This is a genomic window from Saccharospirillum sp. ABV4_185 (genome assembly GCF_056159245.1).
In genome coordinates this window covers 2,955,486-2,974,278 of record NZ_JBSWUW010000001.1, presented here as the reverse complement: position 1 = coordinate 2,974,278, position 18,793 = coordinate 2,955,486, and the positions used below count along the sequence as shown (strand labels likewise).

The following is an 18,793-nucleotide window of genomic DNA, read 5'->3' as shown; positions in this document are numbered from 1 at the left end:
AGACCGCTTTGGCCTACCCACATCCTTTCAGCGTCGCCCCCATGATGGACTGGACCACGTCCGAGTGCCGTCAGTTTCACCGACTGCTGACCCGGCGTGCCCTGCTCTACACCGAAATGGTGACTACTGGCGCGCTGATTCACGGCAATACCGAACGCTTTCTGCGCTTTGATGTCAGCGAACACCCCCTGGCGTTGCAACTCGGCGGCAGCGAGCCGGCCGATCTGGCACAGTGCGCCAAGCTGGCTAAAGACTGGGGTTATGACGAGGTCAACCTCAACGCTGGCTGTCCGTCCGATCGGGTGCAGAACGGTATGATCGGCGCGGTGCTGATGGGCCACGCTGGGCTAGTGCGCGATGGTCTGGCGGCGATGCTCGATGCGGTCGACATTCCGATCACTCTCAAACATCGCATCGGCATCGACGATTTCGACGACTATGCCTTCTTGCGGGACTTTGTCGGCACCACCGCCGAGTCCGGTTGCGATACCTTTATTGTGCACGCCCGCAAGGCGATTCTGAACGGTCTCAGCCCCAAGGAGAACCGCGAAATCCCACCGCTGGATTATGATCGCGTCAAGCAGTTAAAGGCCGATTTTCCGCAGCTGAATATCGTTATTAACGGCGGCATCAAAGACCATCAGACGGCGCAGCAACTGATCGCCGATGGTCTCGATGGCGTCATGCTTGGCCGCGAAGCCTACCAGAACCCGTTGATACTCCAGGATGTCGACCCTATCTACTACAGCGAAGCAGCGCTGTGTCAGACTCAACAGGACGTCGCCGATCGCTACCTGGACTGGATTGAACATCAATATGCCCAAGGCACGCCGCTGAAATATCTGGCGCGCCATAGTCTGGGACTGTTTCAAGGACAGGTCGGCGCGCGTCGTTTCCGGCGCCAACTCAGTGAAGGCATGCACCGGCCCGACGCCAGCCCGGAACTGATCCGCCAGGCGTTGCATCAAGTGCAACTGCTGGATGTCCAGGCTCTAAGCGCCTGAGCACGAACTCATCATCGGCCCGGTTGATCATCAACGGGGTGCACGCAACTTAGACAACACAGGTAAAGCACAGAGAGTCGCTATGAACAAACTCGAACAACTCAAAGAGTTCACCGTCATCGTCGCTGATACCGGCGAGCTCGAATCGATCCGCAAGTTCAAGCCGCAAGATGCGACTACCAACCCGTCTTTGGTACTCAAAGCTATCCAGGGTGGCCATTACGACGACCTGATTGATCGCTGCATGGCCAAGGCCGATAACTTCGATGACGGCATCGACCGCATCCTGACCTCCATCGGCCAGGAAATTCTCAAAGAAGTACCGGGCTACGTTTCTACCGAAGTCGATGCCCGCCTGTCGTTCGACACCGACGCCACCCTGACCAAAGCACGCCGCCTGATCGAGCTGTACGAAGCCGATGGTTGGAGCCGCGACCGCATCCTGATCAAGATTGCCTCCACCTGGGAAGGCATTCAGGCTGCTCGTGTGCTGGAACAAGAGGGCATCAACTGCAACATGACACTGCTGTTCGGCATGGAACAGGCCCAGGCCTGCGCCGACGCCAACGCCACGCTGATCTCGCCTTTCGTCGGCCGTATTCTCGACTGGTATAAAGCATCGACCGGCGAAGACTACACCGCTGAGACCGACCCGGGCGTGGTTTCGGTACGCGAGATCTACGAGCACTACAAAGCCAATGGCTACAAAACCATCGTCATGGGTGCCAGCTTCCGCAACACCGGTGAAATCGAAGCGCTGGCCGGTTGTGACCGCCTGACCATCAGCCCGGCCTTGCTGGAAGAACTGAGCCAGGACAAAGGCGAGTTGAAACGCGCGTTGAACGCCGGTGGTGGCAGCGATGACCAAACGCCAGCCATTAGCGAACCCGACTTCCGCCTGGGCATGAACAACAACCCGATGGCCACTGAAAAACTGGCCGAAGGCATTCGCAAGTTCATCGAAGACCAGGTCAAGATGGAAGAACTGATCCGCTCACGCGCTTCCTGATTTCCTGATCGCCAGGGCGACGCAGTGTGTTGCCCTGCTCTTTTCGACCCTCCTGCCAACACTTCCCCGATACCACTCCCACCAACTCGCAGCCACCCGTCCAGCCTTGGCGACTCCGACACAAACCGCTAAACTAGCGTAACGCCACAAGAGATAACGGTATAAATGGACAGCGAAACCCGCCTCTTCGATCAGTTCGAGCATATGCGCCGCGCCATCGCCGCCTTTGCCAAGTCGGTTAATCAATACGACAGCGCTCACTGGATCGCGCCTTGGGCGGGGTCAGTACGCGCGCCCGATCTCGAAGATCTGTTGCTGGATCTGTGGTATCAGGAAGAACAGGACGGTCGTGAAACGCGGATTTATCCGGGTCTGATCGCTCTCAACCGCGAACAAATCACCCTGGCCGCCGAGGTCAATCTGGCCAAGGATCAGTTCCGCAAAGTAGTACACGCGCTGAAAGAAGCCGACAACATCGCCTGGCGCGAAATTCAGGGACGCTTGGCGCGTCGCTACCAGAGTTTGAACGATTCGCTCGGCCGTGAAGGTCTGGCTCGATTGCATTTAAAACAGGTCTTCCGCCATCTGCCGCTGGTGGTTAAACGGCCGGATAGAGTCGGTTTCAGCTGGTACAGCAGCGGTCGTTCCATTGCCCGCATCACCAAGGCTGAAGCCTGGGAACGTCTGACCAAGTTAAACACCGAAGCGGCCCATATCCGCATTCAAATGGAACGCCTGGCCACCCTGCCCGATAGCGAACCGCTGGCGCGGGTACAACGGCAGGCGCCGGTGTTGCGCGCTAACCTGGTGTTTGCCGATGGCCGCCGTAAATCGATGAACGTCTCGTTGCCGCTGTTATTTCCCAGCCAGGGCATCAACGAATTGCCGGACTTCTCCATTCCACCCGAGACACCGCCGCACGAACGCCATCGTCTGGTGCGCAGCGACAACAAGTTGGAAGACGAACCCTGGTTGCCGTCGATAAGAGTGCATCGCTATCGACAGCCCAAGCACAGAACTTATTAAGCGCACGCCAGTGATTAGCAGCGCGTACAAAAAAGCCGGCACCAAGCCGGCTTTTGCGCTACAGGCAGATCAGAATATCCGGTTCAAACCATTAAGCGCCGCTACCCGATAGGCTTCGGCCATGGTCGGATAGTTGAAGGTGTGCTCGATAAAATAACGAATGGTGTTGCCGCCGTTCTTCTGCGCCATGATCGCCTGACCAATGTGCAAAATTTCTGCCGCCTGGTCACCAAAGCAATGAATGCCCAGCAACTCCAGCGTTTCGCGATGGAACAACAACTTCAACACACCGACGTCTTCGCCGGTAATTTGCGCCCGGGCGATGTCTTTGAAGTAAGCCTTGCCGACTTCGTAAGGCACCTTGGCGTCGGTCAGTTCACCTTCGGTCAAACCGACAGAGGAAATTTCCGGAATGGTGTAAATACCGGTCGGCACATCGTTGATATGACGGTAGGTATTATTCTGCACGATCACACCAGAGGCGCTGCGACCCTGGTCGTAAGCAGCGCTGGCCAGGCTCGGCCAGCCGACTACATCGCCGGCTGCGTAGATGTTCTCTACCGAGGTGCGGTAATGCTCATCAACTTCCAACTGGCCACGACGGTTAGCCTCCAGACCGACCGCATCCAGGTTCAGGGTGTCGGTATTACCGCTGCGGCCGTTGGCCCACATAAAGGCATCGGCTTTGATCTTCTTGCCCGATTCAAGCGCCAGTACGATGTGATCATCGAAAGCTTCGACCGACTGAAAGGTCTCGTTATGGCGTACCAGCACGCCATGACCACGCAGGTGATAACTCAATGCGTCGGAAATTTCATCGTCCATAAAGGCCAGCAAACGACCGCCAGGGTTGATCAGATCGACCTTACAGCCCAGACCATTGAATATGGAGGCGTACTCACTGCCGATCACACCAGCACCGTAAATCACAATATGGCGCGGTGTTTCGGTGGAATTCAAAATGGTGTCGCTGTCGAAGATGCGCGGATGACTGAAATCCACTGCCGGCGGACGCCAGGGACGCGAACCGGTGGCGATGATAAACTCTTTCGCCGTCAGCACATCGGCTTGTTCATCGCCCTGATCCACCTGAATGGAATGGTTGTCGACAAAGCTGGCGACACCGTAATACAGATCGATGCCATTGCGGCTGTAAAAACGCGCGCGCATGGCGACTTGCTTGTCGATCACCCGCTGGGCGGTTTCACGCACCTGGCTGTAAGACAGCCATTTCTGTTCCGAAATATGTCGGAACATGGGGTTGCGGTTAAATTGCATCACCTGATGCACCGCATGACGCAACGCCTTGGAAGGAATGGTGCCCTGGTGAGTGCAGTTGCCACCCACGCGTTGGCGCATATCGATAACAGCCACTTTGCGGCCGGCTTTGGCGGCGTTCATCGCAGCGCCTTCGCCAGAAGGTCCACTGCCGATGATTACCAGATCATACTGCGTCTCGGTCAACTGCCATTACTCCCAGAATCGATTCAGCGGGTTGCATCCACGGCCAGATCAGCCGCTTTCTTCTTGGCGCGCCGCGTTAAGGGTGTGTCTGAATCGCAGCGGCTTTTATCGCCACCACACACATCGCACTCCGATTCCATGCCGATGGCCGCCATGCCACCACAGGAACCTTTGATCGGCTGACGGCCGAACATCACACCGACGGACATCGCCGCCACTACAATCAACATAAAGGCCAGTACGGCCAGAAAGGTTGCCATGGTGCACCTCTCCTTCGCCCTGCGGGCGTCAATAGTTCAGTTGTCAGGACGCCGAACCATAAAGTTCGGCAAAGCGCTCCGACTGCCAGGCGGCAAAACCTGAGTCGGACCGTTCAATCAGCATCACTGCCAGACCTTGCTGTTGCGCCAGTTCACGCGCAGCCGGTGCGCCTTTTACCAACATGGCGGTGGCGAAGGCGTCACTCAAGGCACAATCGTCAGCCAGGACGGTAACCGACACCAATGAATGGTGAATGGGTCGTCCGTTACTCGGGTCCAGAGTGTGGGAGTAACGCACCCCCGCTTCTTCATAATAGTTGCGATAGTCACCGCTGGTGGCCATCGCACCCTCAGTTACCTCGAGAATGCGATAAGCGCTGCGTGCGCCACTGTCTGGTGTTTCAATACCCACACGCCAGGGATCGCCACCGGGCTTGGTACCGGCAAAGCGCAACTCACCGCCGACCTCTACAAGGTAGGCATCGACCCCGGCTTGCGCCAGTGCATCGGCCACCTGGTCAACAGCAAAGCCTTTGGCGATGCCGGATAAATCGAGTTCGCGCGGTGCTTGCTTGCGCAGTCGATGGCTCGCTTCGTCTACTTCGATGGCCGACCAGCCAACCTGACCCAGCAGCGCATCAATCTGCGGCTGTGACGGCACCTGATCCGGCCTTGGCTGCGGACCAAAACCCCAGAGATCGACCAAGGGCGCTATGGTCGGATCGAACGCACCATCGCTGGCTTCGGCGATTTCCAGTGCCAGCGCGACCACTTCAGTGGTCAATGGTGAAACTTCAATCCAGTCACCCACTTCAGCCTCGTTGAAACGCGATACGTCCGAACGCGGCAGATAGGTCGACATCGACTGGTTCACCGCCTCCAGACGAGAACGCACCGTGCCATCCAAACGCTCGGCTTCACGGACAGTGGTCACCAGCTTAACGCTGTAACTGGTGCCCATGCTGTAACCGGCTAAAGTACGAACGGCGACCTCTCGGTCGCCGCAGGCAGCCAAGAGCGCGGTTGAAACAACCAGCGCCAGGCTGCAACTGAGATGAAAAAACCGCATCAACCGCCGAAGTCATCCAGCATGATGTTTTCCGGTTCCACACCCAGGTCTTCCAACATCTTGATCACCGAAGCGTTCATCATCGGTGGTCCACACATGTAGTACTCAACGTCTTCCGGTGCTTCGTGATCCTTCAGATACTGCTCGTAGAGAACGTTATGGATAAAGCCGGTGTAGCCATCCCAGTTGTCCTCAGGCAGCGGATCAGACAGCGCCAGATGCCATTCGAAGTTGTCGTTCTCTTTGGCCAGGCCATCGAAATCTTCAACGTAGAAAGCTTCACGCCAGCTGCGTGCACCGTACCAGAAGCTGATCTTACGATCGGAATGCAGACGCTTGAGCTGGTCGAAAATGTGCGAGCGCATCGGCGCCATGCCAGCACCACCACCGATAAAGACCATCTCAGCATCGGTGTCCTTGGCGAAGAATTCACCGAAGGGACCGAATACGGAAATCTTATCGCCCGGCTTCAAGCTGAACACATAAGAGGACATCTGACCCGGCGGGTGGTTGGTTCCCGGCGGCGGTGTGGCGATACGGATATTGAACTTAACAATGCCCTTCTCTTCCGGGTAGTTCGCCATGGAGTATGCGCGGGTGACGGTCTCAGTCACCTTGGAGCTGTACTGCCAGATGTTGAACTTGTCCCAGTCGCCGTGGAATTCCTTCTCGATATCGAAGTCTTTGTAGTGCACTTCGTGCGGCGGAACTTCCAGCTGAACGTAACCACCAGCGCGGAAATCGACGTCTTCGCCTTCCGGCAATTTCAAGGTCAATTCCTTGATAAAGGTCGCCACGTTGGGGTTGGATTCGACCGTGCATTCCCAGCGTTTAACGCCGAAGAATTCCGGATCGACCTCAATTTTCATGTCCTGCTTAACCGCGACCTGGCAAGATAAACGCCAGCCTTCGCGCAGCTCACCCTTAGTGAAATGCGTCTCTTCGGTCGGCAGCGCAGCGCCACCACCGTCGACAACCTTACATTTGCACTGAGCGCAGGTACCGCCGCCACCACAGGCAGACGACAGGAAGATGCCCTGATTGGCCAGCGTGCCCAGCAGCTTGCTGCCGGCCTGAACGGTGATGGCCTTATCAGGATCTTCGTTGATTTCAATTTTTACATCGCCGGTGCTTACCAGCTTGGCCCGGGCCGACAGAATGACGGCGACCAGTGCCAGAACGATCAGGGTGAAAAGCACCACACCCAAAATAATTTCTGTACTCATCGATTCAATCCTCAGCCTTTACAGAGAAACACCGGAGAACGACATAAAGCCCAGAGACATCAGACCAACGGTTACGAAGGTGATGCCCAGGCCGCGCAATCCAGCCGGAACGTCGCTGTACTTAAGCTTCTCGCGAATACCCGCCAGAGCAACGATCGCCAACGCCCAACCGGCGCCTGCGCCAATGCCGTAAACCACAGATTCGCTGAAGTTGTAATCCCGCTCCACCATAAACAAGGAAGCACCCATGATGGCGCAGTTCACGGTAATCAACGGCAGGAATACACCCAGGGCGTTGTACAGCGCCGGGAAGTACTTATCGAGCACCATTTCCAGAATCTGGACGATGGCGGCAATAACGCCGATGTAGCTGAGGTAACCCAGGAATTCCAGGTTAGCTTCCGGGAAGCCAGCCCAGCTCAGTGCACCTTCAGCCAGTACATAATTCAGGATGAGGTTGTTAACCGGTACCGTGATGGTTTGCACCACGATGACCGCAATACCCAGACCGATGGCCGCCGACACCTTCTTGGAAATCGCCAGGAAAGTACACATACCCAGGAAGAAGGCCAGTGCCATGTTTTCCACGAAAACGGCACGAATAAACAGACTCAACAAGGCTTCCATTTACACCGCCTCCTTCTTAACGTGCGCTTTCATACTGAATTCATTGTCTTCGATCTGAGAGCGATCTCGGGTACGCAGAATCCAGATAAAACCACCAATAATAAAGAACGCACTGGGCGCCAGCAGCATCAAGCCGTTAGGAACGTACCAGCCACCCTGGTTGACGGTCTGCAGTACCTGGAAGCCAAACAGACTGCCAGAACCGAAGAACTCACGCAGGAAGCCGACGAACAACAGCACCGCGCTGTAACCCAGGCCGTTGCCAATACCATCGAGGAAACTCAGGCCCGGCGGGTTCTGCATGGCGTAAGCTTCGGCGCGACCCATGACGATACAGTTGGTGATGATCAGACCGACGAAGACCGACAGCTGTTTGGAGATGTCGTAGGCGTAGGCTTTCAACACCTGGTCCACCACGATCACCAGCGAGGCAATAATCGTCATCTGCACGATGATGCGGATGCTGCCCGGAATCTGGTTACGAATCATGGAAATAAACAGGTTGGAAAACGCCGTTACCAACGTCAAAGCGATACACATCACTACGGTCACTTTCAGACCAGTGGTGACCGCCAACGCGGAACAGATGCCCAGAATCTGCAGGGCAATGGGGTTATCGGAGAAAATCGGTGTCACTAACACCTTACGTGCTTCAGACATGATCAGGCTTCTCCTGCTTTAAGATTGTCCAGGAAAGGTTTGAAGCCACGCTCACCCATCCAGTACTGGATCAGGTTGGTCACACCGCGACTGGTCAGTGTTGCACCACTGAGTGCATCGACGCGGTAGGTGGCGTCCATCTCATTGTTCGGGTTAATACCGCCCTTCTTCAGTTCCAGCTGGACGTTGCCGTCTTCGCCGTAAACCAGTTTGCCTGGGAACTGGGCTTTCCAGCGCGGATTATCAACTTCGCCGCCCAAACCGGGAGTCTCTTCCTGGTCATAGAAGCCAAAGCCGACCACAGTATTGAGGTCGTCTTCCAGAGCGATAAAGCCCCACATAGTCGACCACAGACCGTAACCACGAACCGGCAGGATCAGCGTCTGCATGGCGCCGTCTTCGCCGTTGACGATATAAACCTCGGTATAACGCTCGCGACGTTTCAGGCCGGCAATGTCTTCGCTGGCCGGAATGCTGCTGCTGATTTCCGGATTATTGGGCGCCGAACGAGGGTCAAAATTCTCGGTGTTAAATGCATCCGAGAAAGTACCGCTTTGCAAATCCACCAGACGTGTTTCGATCTGCTCGAATTGCTGATCGACCGGCACACCGGCCTGATACATATCGGCAATCTGCAGCACGTTGCGGCGCAAGTCTGCCTGCTGGTTTTGTTGTTGAATCGGACGCAATACAACGGCGGCTGTTGATACCACGATGGCACAGGCCAAACAGACCAGCAGCGCTACCTTGATGACGTTTTGAATGGAGTCTTTATTACTGGCCACGAGCAAGCCTCCGTTTAATGTTGCGTTGCACCACAAAGTAATCGATGGTCGGTGCAAAGATGTTGGCGAAGATGATGGCCAACATGATGCCTTCCGGGAATGCCGGGTTGATTACGCGGATCATCACGGTCATGACACCAATCAGAATACCGAACCAGATTTTGCCGGTATCGGTCATCGATGCAGACACCGGATCGGTCGCCATAAACATCATACCGAAGGCAAAACCACCGATGACCAGATGCCAATACCAGGGCAAGGCAAACATAGGATTGGTATCGCTGCCGACAAAGTTAAGCAGCGTCGACAAGGCAATCATGCCGATCATCACGCCGGCCACAATGCGCCAGCTGGCAATACCCATAATCAGCAGCACTGCGCCACCGATGAGAATCATCAGGGTGGATACTTCGCCGATGGAGCCTTGTTGAATACCCAGGAAAGCATTCATCCAGGTCAGACCGCCGAGCATGGAATCGACCAGGCCATCGCTGAACGCGTAGCTCAGTGCCGTGGCACCGGAAAAGCCGTCGACCGCCGTCCAGATCGCATCACCGGACATGCTGGCCGGATAGGCAAAGTACAGGAAGGCACGACCGGTCAGCGCCGGGTTAAGGAAGTTTTTACCGGTACCACCGAACACTTCCTTACCGATGACCACACCGAAGCTGATGCCCAGAGCAACCGCCCAAAGCGGCAGATCTGGCGGGCAGATCAAAGCGAACAGAATGGAGGTCACGAAGAAACCTTCGTTGACTTCGTGGCCGCGCACCATGGCGAACAACACTTCCCAGAAACCACCGACCACAAAGGTGACCGCATAGATCGGCAGGAAATAAGCCGCGCCGTAGATCATGTTGTCCCAGATGCTGGACGGATCATGGCCAGCCAATAGGCTGATGATAGCTTCATGCCAGTTATCGCTCGGCGACAGACCACCAGCGATGGCAGTGTTGGCCTGGAAGCCCAGGTTCCACATACCCCAGAACATGGCCGGGAAAACGCACAACCAGACGGTGATCATGATGCGTTTGAGATCCATGCCGTCACGTACGTGTGCCGTGGTCTTGGTCACACTGTTGGGCATGTAAAAGATGGTATCGACCGCCTCATAGAGGGCGTACCACTTTTCGTACTTGCCGCCTTTTTCGAAATAAGGCGCCATCTTGTCGAGAGTATTACGCAAACCCATGCTCAGGCCTCCTGCTCGATGCGCGTCAAGTTGTCGCGAAGAATCGGACCGTATTCGTACTTACCGGCACACACATAGGTGCACAGCGCCAGGTCCTCTTCATCCAGCTCCAGAGCGCCGAGCTGTTCGGCGGTGTCGAGGTCGCCCACGACCAGAGCACGCAACAATTGCGTTGGCAGGATGTCCAGCGGCATGACTTTTTCGTACTGCCCCACCGGCAACATGGCTCGCTCGGAACCGTTAGTCGTGGTGGTGAAGTCGAATTTCTTGCCTTTGAACAGCTTGGACAGATAGATGTTCAGTACCGAGTGGCGGTTACGACCGGCGTGCAAATAATGCAGGATCGGTCGCTCACGACCTTCGGCCAGAACGCTGACTTGGTTGTGATAACGACCCAGGTAGGTCACTTCATCAACGCCACCGCGGCCACCGAAGACAGAACCGGAAATCAGTCGGCTCTCGCCGTCTTTCAGTTCGTCACGGCTCAAATCGAACAGCGAAGCACCAATGCGGGTACGCACCAGGCGCGGCTCTTTAACCTGAGGGCCAGCCAAAGCCACCACACGATCGGTATAAAGTTGACCTGTAGTAACCAGCTTGGCCAGAGCAATCACATCCTGATAACCGATTGACCAGACTGTCTTGTTGAGACTGACCGGTTCCAGGAAATGAATGTGAGTGCCGCTATTGCCGGCCGGGTGAACACCAGCGAATTCCTCGACACTGATGCCATCAGCGGTCGGAATCTTGGCGCCCGGGGCTTTGCACAACCAGACTTTGCCGTCGGTCAGCTTGGTCAGCAGCGACAAGCCTTGAGTAAAGGCTTCAGTCTGCTCGGCAATCACCACTTCCGGATTAGCCGCCAGCGGATTGGTATCCATCGCCTGAACGAAGATCGCCGCTGGAGTGCTGTCGATGACAGGGACTTTGGAATAAGGACGGGTGCGGAAGGCGGTCCAGAAACCCGATTTAACCAGACGCTCGCGTAAGGTTGCGGCATCCAGACTGGCCAGTTGATCGGCCGGAGTCGCACCGAAGTCTTCGGCGTCATTGCCGTCCACTTCGAACACCATGGATTGGAAAACACGCCGAGCGCCCCGGTTGATGGCTTTAACGATGCCCGAAGCTGGCGCAGTGTAAACGATACCCTCTGATTTTTTGTCGGTGAAAACCGGCTGACCGAGTTTTACCCGATCCCCTTCGCGCACCAACATCGTCGGTTTCATACCCTGGTAGTCGTAGCCGACCAGGGCGACGGTCGAAACCGGCCGACCGTCCGAAATTTCCTGGCGCGGGGCACCAGCGATCGGAAGGTCGAGCCCTTTACTGATCTTTATCATAGTGTGCTTTACCCGATGACTGACAGACGGAACCGGTAGGACACGACCCATTCCGGCAGTCTGGTGTCAAATGCGTTTCAGGCCGGAGAGACTTGTGCCAAGGCGGCAAACCTGACCAACCCACCTAGAAAAAGCGGGCCCAAGTATAAAGATCGTCACCCGCCATTGCTACCATCACGCTGCCTTTATTCGAACAGCGCTATTATTGTATAAAGCCTGTACAGTGGCGCTTGTGGCTGTGCCGGTGGTTGCTTTTTTGATAGCATTCGCGCCCTTTGTACGGCCAGGAAAATACTGCCCTCCATGCTCAGTCTCACGCTCAATCGACCCGAAAACGGCGGCGATCATCGTCGTGTTGGCAATGTCCGCGGCAGTGCCGACAGCGCCTATCTGGCGGAGCTGGTTCGCGATCAGGGTGGCACCGTTCTGGTTATTACTGACAGCCCGGCACAATTGGATCGTCTGGCCACCGAGCTGGCCGTCTTTCGGGCCGCTGATGACGCTTGGAAGATCCTCAGCTTTCCCGATTGGGAAACCCTGCCCTACGACAACTTTTCGCCCCACGAAGACATCATTTCCGATCGCCTGAGCCTGCTGAACCAACTGGCCGATGCACCGCACGGCATCTGCCTGACCACCGCTGCCAACCTCAGCCACAGGTTACCGCCACGCGAAGCGCTGATCGGTACCGCCTTCGATTGGCATCTGGGACAAACCCTAGACCTAGCTGCGCAAAGGCGCCAGTTGGAAAGCGCTGGTTATAGAGCGACCGATACGGTTTATCAGCACGGTGAATTTGCCGTGCGCGGCGCCATCCTCGATGTTTTCCCCATGGGCGCCGATCGCCCTATCCGCGTTGATTTATTCGACAACGAGATCGAATCACTAAAATGGTTCGACGCTGAAACGCAGCGTTCTGAAGAATCACTGGAGCGCATCACCCTCTTGCCCGGCCGGGAAGTGCCGATGACCGAAGCCGGCATCAGTCGTTTCCGTCAGGCGTTCCGCGAACGTTTTGATGTCGACTTCAGCCGTTGCGCGGTCTATCAGGATGTCAGTGACGGCATCGCCCCCGGCGGCATCGAATATTTCCTGCCGCTGTTTTATGAACGCACCGATACACTCTGGGATTACCTGCCAGACGATGCACTGGTGGTGCATGGCGACAACTTGGAAAACGCCCTGGAACAATTCTGGAGCGAAGTGGAAGAGCGCTTCGAGAACCGACGCCACGACATCACCCAACCGATCCTGACGCCCACCGAACTGTTCACGCCCAGCAATGAACTTTTTGGCCGTGCCAATACTTTCCCGCGGCTGACGCTCTCGACACAGCCCGTGCGCGAACAAAGCGGCCACCTGAACCTGCCCGTCGAAGCGCCTGAAGAACTGCCGATCGACCATCGCGCCCAGCAACCGCTGCTGCATTTAGAACGCTTCCTGATGGAAACCGATTATCGGGTATTGTTCTGCGCCGAATCGCTGGGCCGCCGCGAAGCATTGAAAGAACTGCTCGCCGGTATCGGTGTCGAGCCACAAGGCGTGGCCCGGGTCAGCGACTTTATCACCGACAACAGCATTCGCTATGGCCTGACTGTGGCGCCGCTGAGTGAAGGCCTGGTCGCGCGCGAAGGCGAATTCGTGCTGATCAGCGAAACTCAGCTGTTCGGTGACTATGTCGTCCAGCAACGGCGCCGCAATCGCAGCCAAAACGACAACAACGATCAGATCATCAAGAACCTGACCGAATTGAGCCCGGGCGCACCGGTGGTTCACCTCGATCACGGCGTCGGTCGTTATCTCGGTTTGGAAACGCTGGAAGTGGACGGCCAGGCGCAGGAATTCGTCATGCTGACCTACGCCGAAGGTTCCAAGCTCTACGTACCCGTCAGCAACCTGCATTTAATCAGCCGTTATTCCGGCGCCGACATCGACCAGGCGCCACTGAACAAACTGGGCAATGACCGCTGGGCCAAGACCAAGCGCAAGGCGGCGGAAAAAGTGCGCGACACCGCTGCCGAACTGCTCAATCTGTACGCCGAACGCGAGGCGCGCAGTGGTCATAAATTCGACTTCAACGAAGCTGATTACGCTCGTTTCAGCGCTGGCTTTGGTTTCGAGGAAACCGCCGATCAGGCCAATGCCATCGATGCGGTCATCGCCGATATGCAACGCCAGCAACCAATGGATCGCCTGGTCTGTGGCGACGTTGGTTTCGGTAAAACCGAGGTCGCGCTGCGCGCCGCCTTTATTGCCGCCCAGGCCGGTCGTCAGGTGGCGGTACTGGTGCCGACCACCCTGCTCGCCCAACAACATTTCGAGAACTTCCGCGACCGCTTTGCCGACTGGCCGGTGCGCGTCGAAGCCTTGAGCCGCTTCCGCTCCGGTAAAGAAACCAGTGCCATCATTGATGGCCTGGCCGACGGTCGCGTCGACATCGTCGTCGGCACCCATAAGCTGCTGCAAAAGGACGTGCGCTTTAAAGATCTGGGCTTGCTGATCATCGACGAAGAACACCGCTTCGGCGTCACCCAGAAAGAGAAAATCAAAGCGCTGCGTGCCAATGTCGACATCCTGACACTGACCGCCACACCGATCCCGCGCACCCTCAATATGTCGATGTCTGGCGTGCGCGATTTAAGCATTATCGCCACACCACCAGCGCGCCGTTTGTCGGTAAAAACCTTCGTACGCGAACGCGATGACGCCCAAGTTAAAGAAGCCCTGTTGCGTGAAATCCTCCGCGGTGGTCAGGTTTATTACCTGCACAATGAAGTCAGCACCATCGAGCGCACCGCCCAGGCGTTACGCGAACTGGTACCGGAAGCGCGCATCGTGGTGGCGCACGGCCAGATGCCCGAGCGACAGCTGGAACGCATCATGTCCGACTTCTACCACAAGCGTTTTAATGTGCTGCTGTGCACCACCATTATCGAGACCGGCATCGACGTGCCTTCAGCCAACACCATCGTTATCGAACGCGCCGACCGCTTTGGACTGGCGCAGTTGCATCAGTTACGCGGTCGCGTCGGTCGCTCACATCACCAGGCTTACGCCTATTTGATGACGCCGCCCTGGAAGTCGCTGACCAAAGACGCCCAGAAACGCCTCGAAGCCATTGGCGAAGCTCAGGATCTGGGTGCCGGCTTTACGCTCGCCACCCATGACCTGGAGATTCGCGGTGCCGGCGAGTTGCTGGGTGACGAACAGAGCGGCCACATCGAAGGCATCGGTTTCTCGCTCTATCTGGATATGCTCAATCGCGCCGTCAAAGCCATTCAAGCAGGCGAGACGTTCTCGCCGGAAGCGGCCGAACGCGGCGGTGTCGACCTGAACCTGCGCATACCGGCCTTGATTCCGGATGATTACATTCCTGATATCAACACCCGTTTGTCACTGTACAAACGCATCGCCTCGGCCGCTGATGCCGATGAGCTGGATGAATTGCAGGTGGAAATGATCGACCGTTTCGGTCTGTTGCCGGAGCCAGTACGCAACCTTGTCCGCCAGACCTCGGTGCGCCTGTGCCTGGAACCCATTGGTATTGAACGCTTTGATGTCGGCCCCAGTGGTGGCTTTATCGACTTCGCCAAAGACACCATCATCGACCCCTTCCGACTGGTGCAGTTGATTCAATCTCAGCCACATCGGTTCAAGTTAAAAAACGGTACTCAACTGCGCTTCAGCGCCGACTGTGCAACGCCCGAACAGCGGTTTGACACCGTCGAAGAAATCCTCACACTGATCACCAGCAAACCCGGATGAGACCTCTGATGACACTCAAGCATGCCGCCCTGGCATTGACGTTGACCCTGATTGCACCGCTGGCGCTGGCCGAATCCGACGAGGAGCGCTGGTATCAGGTTGAAATTCTGGTGTTCGAAAACCCGGACCGGGAAACCGACAGCCCGGAACAATGGCCAACCTACCCGATGCTCGCCGAACAACCCTTCCGCGTTGAAATCCCCAATACCCTGCGCTTCGACCGTGACGACGAAGATGCCGACGACGAACCCCAGGAAAGCCACGAGATCACTTTCGGGCCGGAACGCACCGTCCTCGATGGCGACTTGAGCGAGTTATCGCCCTTCCGTTTGCTGGGGGAATCCGAATACCAACTGGCCGATGAAATCGCAGCCATGAGTCGTCGCGATGGTTATCGGCTGTTATTTCACCAGGCCTGGGTACAGCCGGTACCGGGTCGCGACGATGTCGAATTGCTGCGCATCAGTGGTGGCAAAACTTACGGCCAGCAACACGAATTGCAGGGTTATCTGGAGCTCTACGTCGAGCGGTATTTTCACCTCACCACCGACCTGCAGTTGATTCATTACGCCCAGACTGACAATCCCTTTCGTTTGATAAACGACCACCAGGAAGGCGACACAACTGCGCCTTTCACAGGCTTGTCGTTAAACCAGGGCGCGCCGGTTTATCAAAGTGAACTGACGGCACAAACCAGTCACCAACGATTTTTTGTCGCCACCGACAGCATCAGTCTGAAGCAACGTCGTCGTATGCGCAGCGGCGAGCTGCACTATCTCGACAACCCGGAATTCGGCATGCTGATACTGATTACGCCGATCGACAAATAAGCTTGCGGAAGAATGATTGAACATAAAAAAGGTCGGCAATGCCGACCTTTTTTGCTTGATAACAGCGCCCATCAAGAACCGTAAAACTGATCAACAGCGACGTTCAAAATCCGCTTCACCCGCTCCATACCCTCGGCCAGGTTTTCATCGATCTGCTTGATGGTAATAACGCCGTCACCTTTACCAGCGGCCGGATTCACCACGAGCGATAAACCGGCATAACGCAGCTTCAGTTCTCGCGCCAAAACCGCCTCGGGCATACCAGTCATACCGACGATGTCGCAGCCATCCTGTTCCATACGGAAAATCTCAGCGGCGGTTTCCAGGCGCGGCCCCTGAGTCGCTCCATAAACGCCACCGTTGATCACCGCTTCGCCGGCGCTCTTGGCCGACTGCAACAACAGCTGACGCAACGATTCGGTATAGGGATAGCTGAAATCGACGTGGGTCACGCTCGCCAGTTCGCCTTCAAAAATGGTCGATTCACGGCTGTGGGTGTAATCGATGATTTGCATTGGCACCACTAATGATCCCGTCGACATATTACGGGTGATGCCGCCAACGGCGGTGACGGCAATAACGTCGGTGGCATAGAGCGTTTGCAATGCCCACAGATTGGCGCGGTAATTCACCTGATGCGGTGGAATGCGATGTGGATGGCCGTGACGCGACAAAAACAGCACACGATAACCATCCAGTTCGCCCTCGAGGATCGGCGCCGACGGACTGCCGAAAGGTGTTTGCACATCGTGTGCTTTGGAAATTGTCAGTCCCGGCAATTGGGTCAAACCGGTACCGCCAATAATGGCCAGTGTTTCTGACATCCGTGACACCTCTCGTTGCTGTTGTTGGTGTTGTTCTGATGTTTGCTGGTCTCCCCGCCTGGACTCGAACCAGGATTTAGGCCTTAGGAGGGCCTCGTTCTATCCAGTTGAACTACAGGGAGTCGGCGGGCATTGTACCGACCCCTCGCCGGCATGGAAACCGTTTGTGATCAAGGCATTAGCGACGTCGACATCATATTCAGCCGGCTCTGAGACCGCTATAATCAGCGCCAAGTTGCCAAGGAAAAACCATGACTGATCTTGATTTGGACCAACTGGCCGATTGGCTGGAAGATGACCAACGCGCCGAGGATTGCCTCGACATTCACGGCCTGCACGGTTACCTGACCGCCCTGGCGATCGGTGCCCAGCCGCTGTCCGATGAATGGCTGGCCAGCGCCATCGACCAATCGCTGCACGAGTTGCCAGAAGCCGAAGCGCAATGGTTTGCCGATCAATGCGTGCAGCTGCATCAGCAGATTGCCACCGAACTCTATGCCGACGATGGCATTGCTCTGACCTTCGAACCCACTGCAGACTGGCAGGATTCGCCGCAGCAGCTCTGGGCCGAAGCTTTTATGGAAGTGGTTTTCACGACGCCGGAATCGTTCGAGAGTGAACAGCAAGACAACTTGGCGACCTTGTTGCTGCCCATCGAAGTAGCGTCTGGTTTGTTTGCTGATGAAGCCGATTACCAGCCAATCTATCGTCAGCCCAAGCTGATTCGCCAGATGATCGACGATCTGCCCGAAGTATTAACCGACCTCTACTTACTGCTGCAGGCGCCGGTAAAATAACCCGGCGTTAATCACTCAAAGCTTATTGCCGCCACGGCAATCGGGAGATGTCGGTGCCTGTCCGGCCCACTCCTGCGGCGCGTAAGCATGAATCGCCAACGCATGTACCGGACCGTTCAATTCTTCCTGCAAAAGTCCATAAACCAACTGATGGCGCTTCACCGAGCGTAAGCCATCAAAACGGTCGCTGACGATCTCCAGGCGGAAATGGGTTTCGCTGTTTTCGGGTACCGAATGACGGTGGCTTTCGTTTTCGATCAACAGGTGGGATGGCGACAATGGCGCCAGTTTGGCTTCAATGGATGCGGCAACAGACATGATCAACCTCGATAACAGTCACAGGCGAAAGATAAAGCTACAGGCTGCCAAAATGGGCGGCAATCGCTGAAAATCAACCTGGCCCGCGCAATTGCTGCTGATGTTCGAGCAAGCTGGTGGCTTCATAAGTCAGCTGCAATACCTTGGCATCGACACCGGCGCGATGATGACTCAAACCACGCTCGGTACGAATGCGATGTTTGGTTTCATCCCAGACCGATAACTGAAATTCGCTGAGAATGCGCGGCAGCGTTTCCAGACGGAAAGTCATGGTCTTGCGGGCACTGTAATAGAGCAGCGCCAGCCAACCGGAATCAAAACCCCAGCCATCACTGTATAAAATCTGACCTTCGAGCAACTCATTCAACTGATCGGCCACCAAGGCAGCCGAAACGCCCTCGCTCAACAACATCTCCTGGCTAATGCCGTGGATCGCCTGAGCGCCTTCATCCCAATGCAACCAGTCAGGCTCCGGCACAACCAGCCAGGCGTATTCTTCGCCTTGCTCCGTGGCAACGCCGACTTCGATGGGGTAACTGCCCCGGCCGAAACCGGACGCTTCTATGTCCAAAATACCTGGCAACAACATCCGCGTTG

General features: G+C 56.2%; 18 protein-coding genes and 1 tRNA gene. 6 read left to right on the top strand and 13 right to left on the bottom strand.

Going from position 1 to position 18,793, the window contains the following annotated elements:
- The first annotated feature begins 8 nt into the window (after positions 1–8).
- The 3 genes from dusA (at position 9) to ACXAE6_RS14125 (ending at position 3,039) form a co-directional block, all read left to right on the top strand.
- Complete coding sequence (gene dusA / locus ACXAE6_RS14135; RefSeq protein ID WP_475149576.1) at positions 9–1,004, top strand: tRNA dihydrouridine(20/20a) synthase DusA; 996 nt, start codon at positions 9–11, stop codon at positions 1,002–1,004.
- 82 nt (positions 1,005–1,086) lie between these two features.
- Positions 1,087–2,013 (top strand): transaldolase, encoded by a 927-nt coding sequence (gene tal, locus ACXAE6_RS14130; RefSeq protein WP_475149572.1) that lies wholly within the window; start codon positions 1,087–1,089, stop codon positions 2,011–2,013.
- A gap of 165 nt (positions 2,014–2,178) precedes the next feature.
- On the top strand, positions 2,179–3,039 hold the full coding sequence (locus ACXAE6_RS14125; RefSeq protein ID WP_475149568.1) for a DNA replication terminus site-binding protein: 861 nt from the start codon (positions 2,179–2,181) through the stop codon (positions 3,037–3,039).
- 69 nt (positions 3,040–3,108) lie between these two features.
- Here the strand turns inward: ACXAE6_RS14125 and sthA are convergent, their stop codons facing one another.
- The 9 genes from sthA to ACXAE6_RS14080 are packed head-to-tail and all read right to left on the bottom strand — an operon-like array spanning position 3,109 to position 11,662.
- The gene (sthA, locus tag ACXAE6_RS14120) at positions 3,109–4,503 is read right to left on the bottom strand and encodes a Si-specific NAD(P)(+) transhydrogenase (protein ID WP_475149565.1); all 1,395 of its coding nucleotides are present in this window, start codon (positions 4,501–4,503) and stop codon (positions 3,109–3,111) included.
- A 23-nt stretch (positions 4,504–4,526) separates the two neighbouring features.
- Positions 4,527–4,763, bottom strand: coding sequence for a (Na+)-NQR maturation NqrM (gene nqrM, locus ACXAE6_RS14115; protein WP_108165378.1), 237 nt, complete (start codon positions 4,761–4,763; stop codon positions 4,527–4,529).
- A 43-nt stretch (positions 4,764–4,806) separates the two neighbouring features.
- Positions 4,807–5,832: an FAD:protein FMN transferase gene (locus tag ACXAE6_RS14110; protein WP_475149559.1), complete on the bottom strand. Its 1,026-nt coding sequence runs from the start codon at positions 5,830–5,832 to the stop codon at positions 4,807–4,809.
- A complete protein-coding gene (nqrF, locus tag ACXAE6_RS14105; RefSeq protein ID WP_475149553.1) occupies positions 5,832–7,058 on the bottom strand; it encodes an NADH:ubiquinone reductase (Na(+)-transporting) subunit F in 1,227 nt (408 codons plus the stop codon). The genes ACXAE6_RS14110 and nqrF overlap by 1 nt, the downstream gene beginning before the upstream one ends.
- An 18-nt stretch (positions 7,059–7,076) precedes the next feature.
- The gene (gene nqrE / locus ACXAE6_RS14100; protein WP_392803745.1) at positions 7,077–7,685 is read right to left on the bottom strand and encodes an NADH:ubiquinone reductase (Na(+)-transporting) subunit E; all 609 of its coding nucleotides are present in this window, start codon (positions 7,683–7,685) and stop codon (positions 7,077–7,079) included.
- Positions 7,686–8,345, bottom strand: coding sequence for an NADH:ubiquinone reductase (Na(+)-transporting) subunit D (locus ACXAE6_RS14095; RefSeq protein ID WP_392803747.1), 660 nt, complete (start codon positions 8,343–8,345; stop codon positions 7,686–7,688).
- 2 nt (positions 8,346–8,347) lie between these two features.
- On the bottom strand, positions 8,348–9,130 hold the full coding sequence (locus ACXAE6_RS14090; RefSeq protein ID WP_475149546.1) for a Na(+)-translocating NADH-quinone reductase subunit C: 783 nt from the start codon (positions 9,128–9,130) through the stop codon (positions 8,348–8,350).
- Positions 9,120–10,322 (bottom strand): NADH:ubiquinone reductase (Na(+)-transporting) subunit B, encoded by a 1,203-nt coding sequence (locus ACXAE6_RS14085; protein ID WP_475149542.1) that lies wholly within the window; start codon positions 10,320–10,322, stop codon positions 9,120–9,122. The genes ACXAE6_RS14090 and ACXAE6_RS14085 overlap by 11 nt, the downstream gene beginning before the upstream one ends.
- A 2-nt stretch (positions 10,323–10,324) precedes the next feature.
- On the bottom strand, positions 10,325–11,662 hold the full coding sequence (locus tag ACXAE6_RS14080) for a Na(+)-translocating NADH-quinone reductase subunit A (RefSeq protein ID WP_475149540.1): 1,338 nt from the start codon (positions 11,660–11,662) through the stop codon (positions 10,325–10,327).
- A 303-nt stretch (positions 11,663–11,965) separates the two neighbouring features.
- On the opposite strand from ACXAE6_RS14080, the gene mfd reads away from it, so the two are divergent.
- Positions 11,966–15,427 carry a transcription-repair coupling factor gene (mfd, locus tag ACXAE6_RS14075; protein WP_475149536.1) on the top strand — a complete coding sequence of 1,154 codons (3,462 nt, stop codon included), beginning with the start codon at positions 11,966–11,968 and terminating at the stop codon, positions 15,425–15,427.
- An 8-nt stretch (positions 15,428–15,435) separates the two neighbouring features.
- A complete protein-coding gene (locus ACXAE6_RS14070; RefSeq protein ID WP_475149530.1) occupies positions 15,436–16,257 on the top strand; it encodes a CsiV family protein in 822 nt (273 codons plus the stop codon).
- Positions 16,258–16,328: 71 nt separating this feature from the next.
- On the opposite strand, the gene ACXAE6_RS14065 is transcribed toward ACXAE6_RS14070, so the two are convergent.
- On the bottom strand, positions 16,329–17,081 hold the full coding sequence (locus ACXAE6_RS14065; RefSeq protein WP_475149523.1) for an S-methyl-5'-thioinosine phosphorylase: 753 nt from the start codon (positions 17,079–17,081) through the stop codon (positions 16,329–16,331).
- Between the two features lie 46 nt (positions 17,082–17,127).
- A tRNA-Arg gene (locus tag ACXAE6_RS14060) sits at positions 17,128–17,203 on the bottom strand.
- Between the two features lie 129 nt (positions 17,204–17,332).
- On the opposite strand from ACXAE6_RS14060, the gene ACXAE6_RS14055 reads away from it, so the two are divergent.
- The gene (locus ACXAE6_RS14055; protein ID WP_475149520.1) at positions 17,333–17,878 is read left to right on the top strand and encodes a YecA/YgfB family protein; all 546 of its coding nucleotides are present in this window, start codon (positions 17,333–17,335) and stop codon (positions 17,876–17,878) included.
- Between the two features lie 15 nt (positions 17,879–17,893).
- On the opposite strand, the gene ACXAE6_RS14050 is transcribed toward ACXAE6_RS14055, so the two are convergent.
- Together ACXAE6_RS14050 and ACXAE6_RS14045 are read right to left on the bottom strand one after the other, a co-directional pair.
- Positions 17,894–18,196, bottom strand: a complete 303-nt coding sequence (locus ACXAE6_RS14050; protein WP_475149513.1) for a BolA family protein — start codon at positions 18,194–18,196, stop codon at positions 17,894–17,896.
- Positions 18,197–18,269: 73 nt separating this feature from the next.
- A complete protein-coding gene (locus ACXAE6_RS14045) occupies positions 18,270–18,785 on the bottom strand; it encodes a 3'-5' exonuclease (RefSeq protein ID WP_475149506.1) in 516 nt (171 codons plus the stop codon).
- Positions 18,786–18,793: the final 8 nt, after the last annotated feature.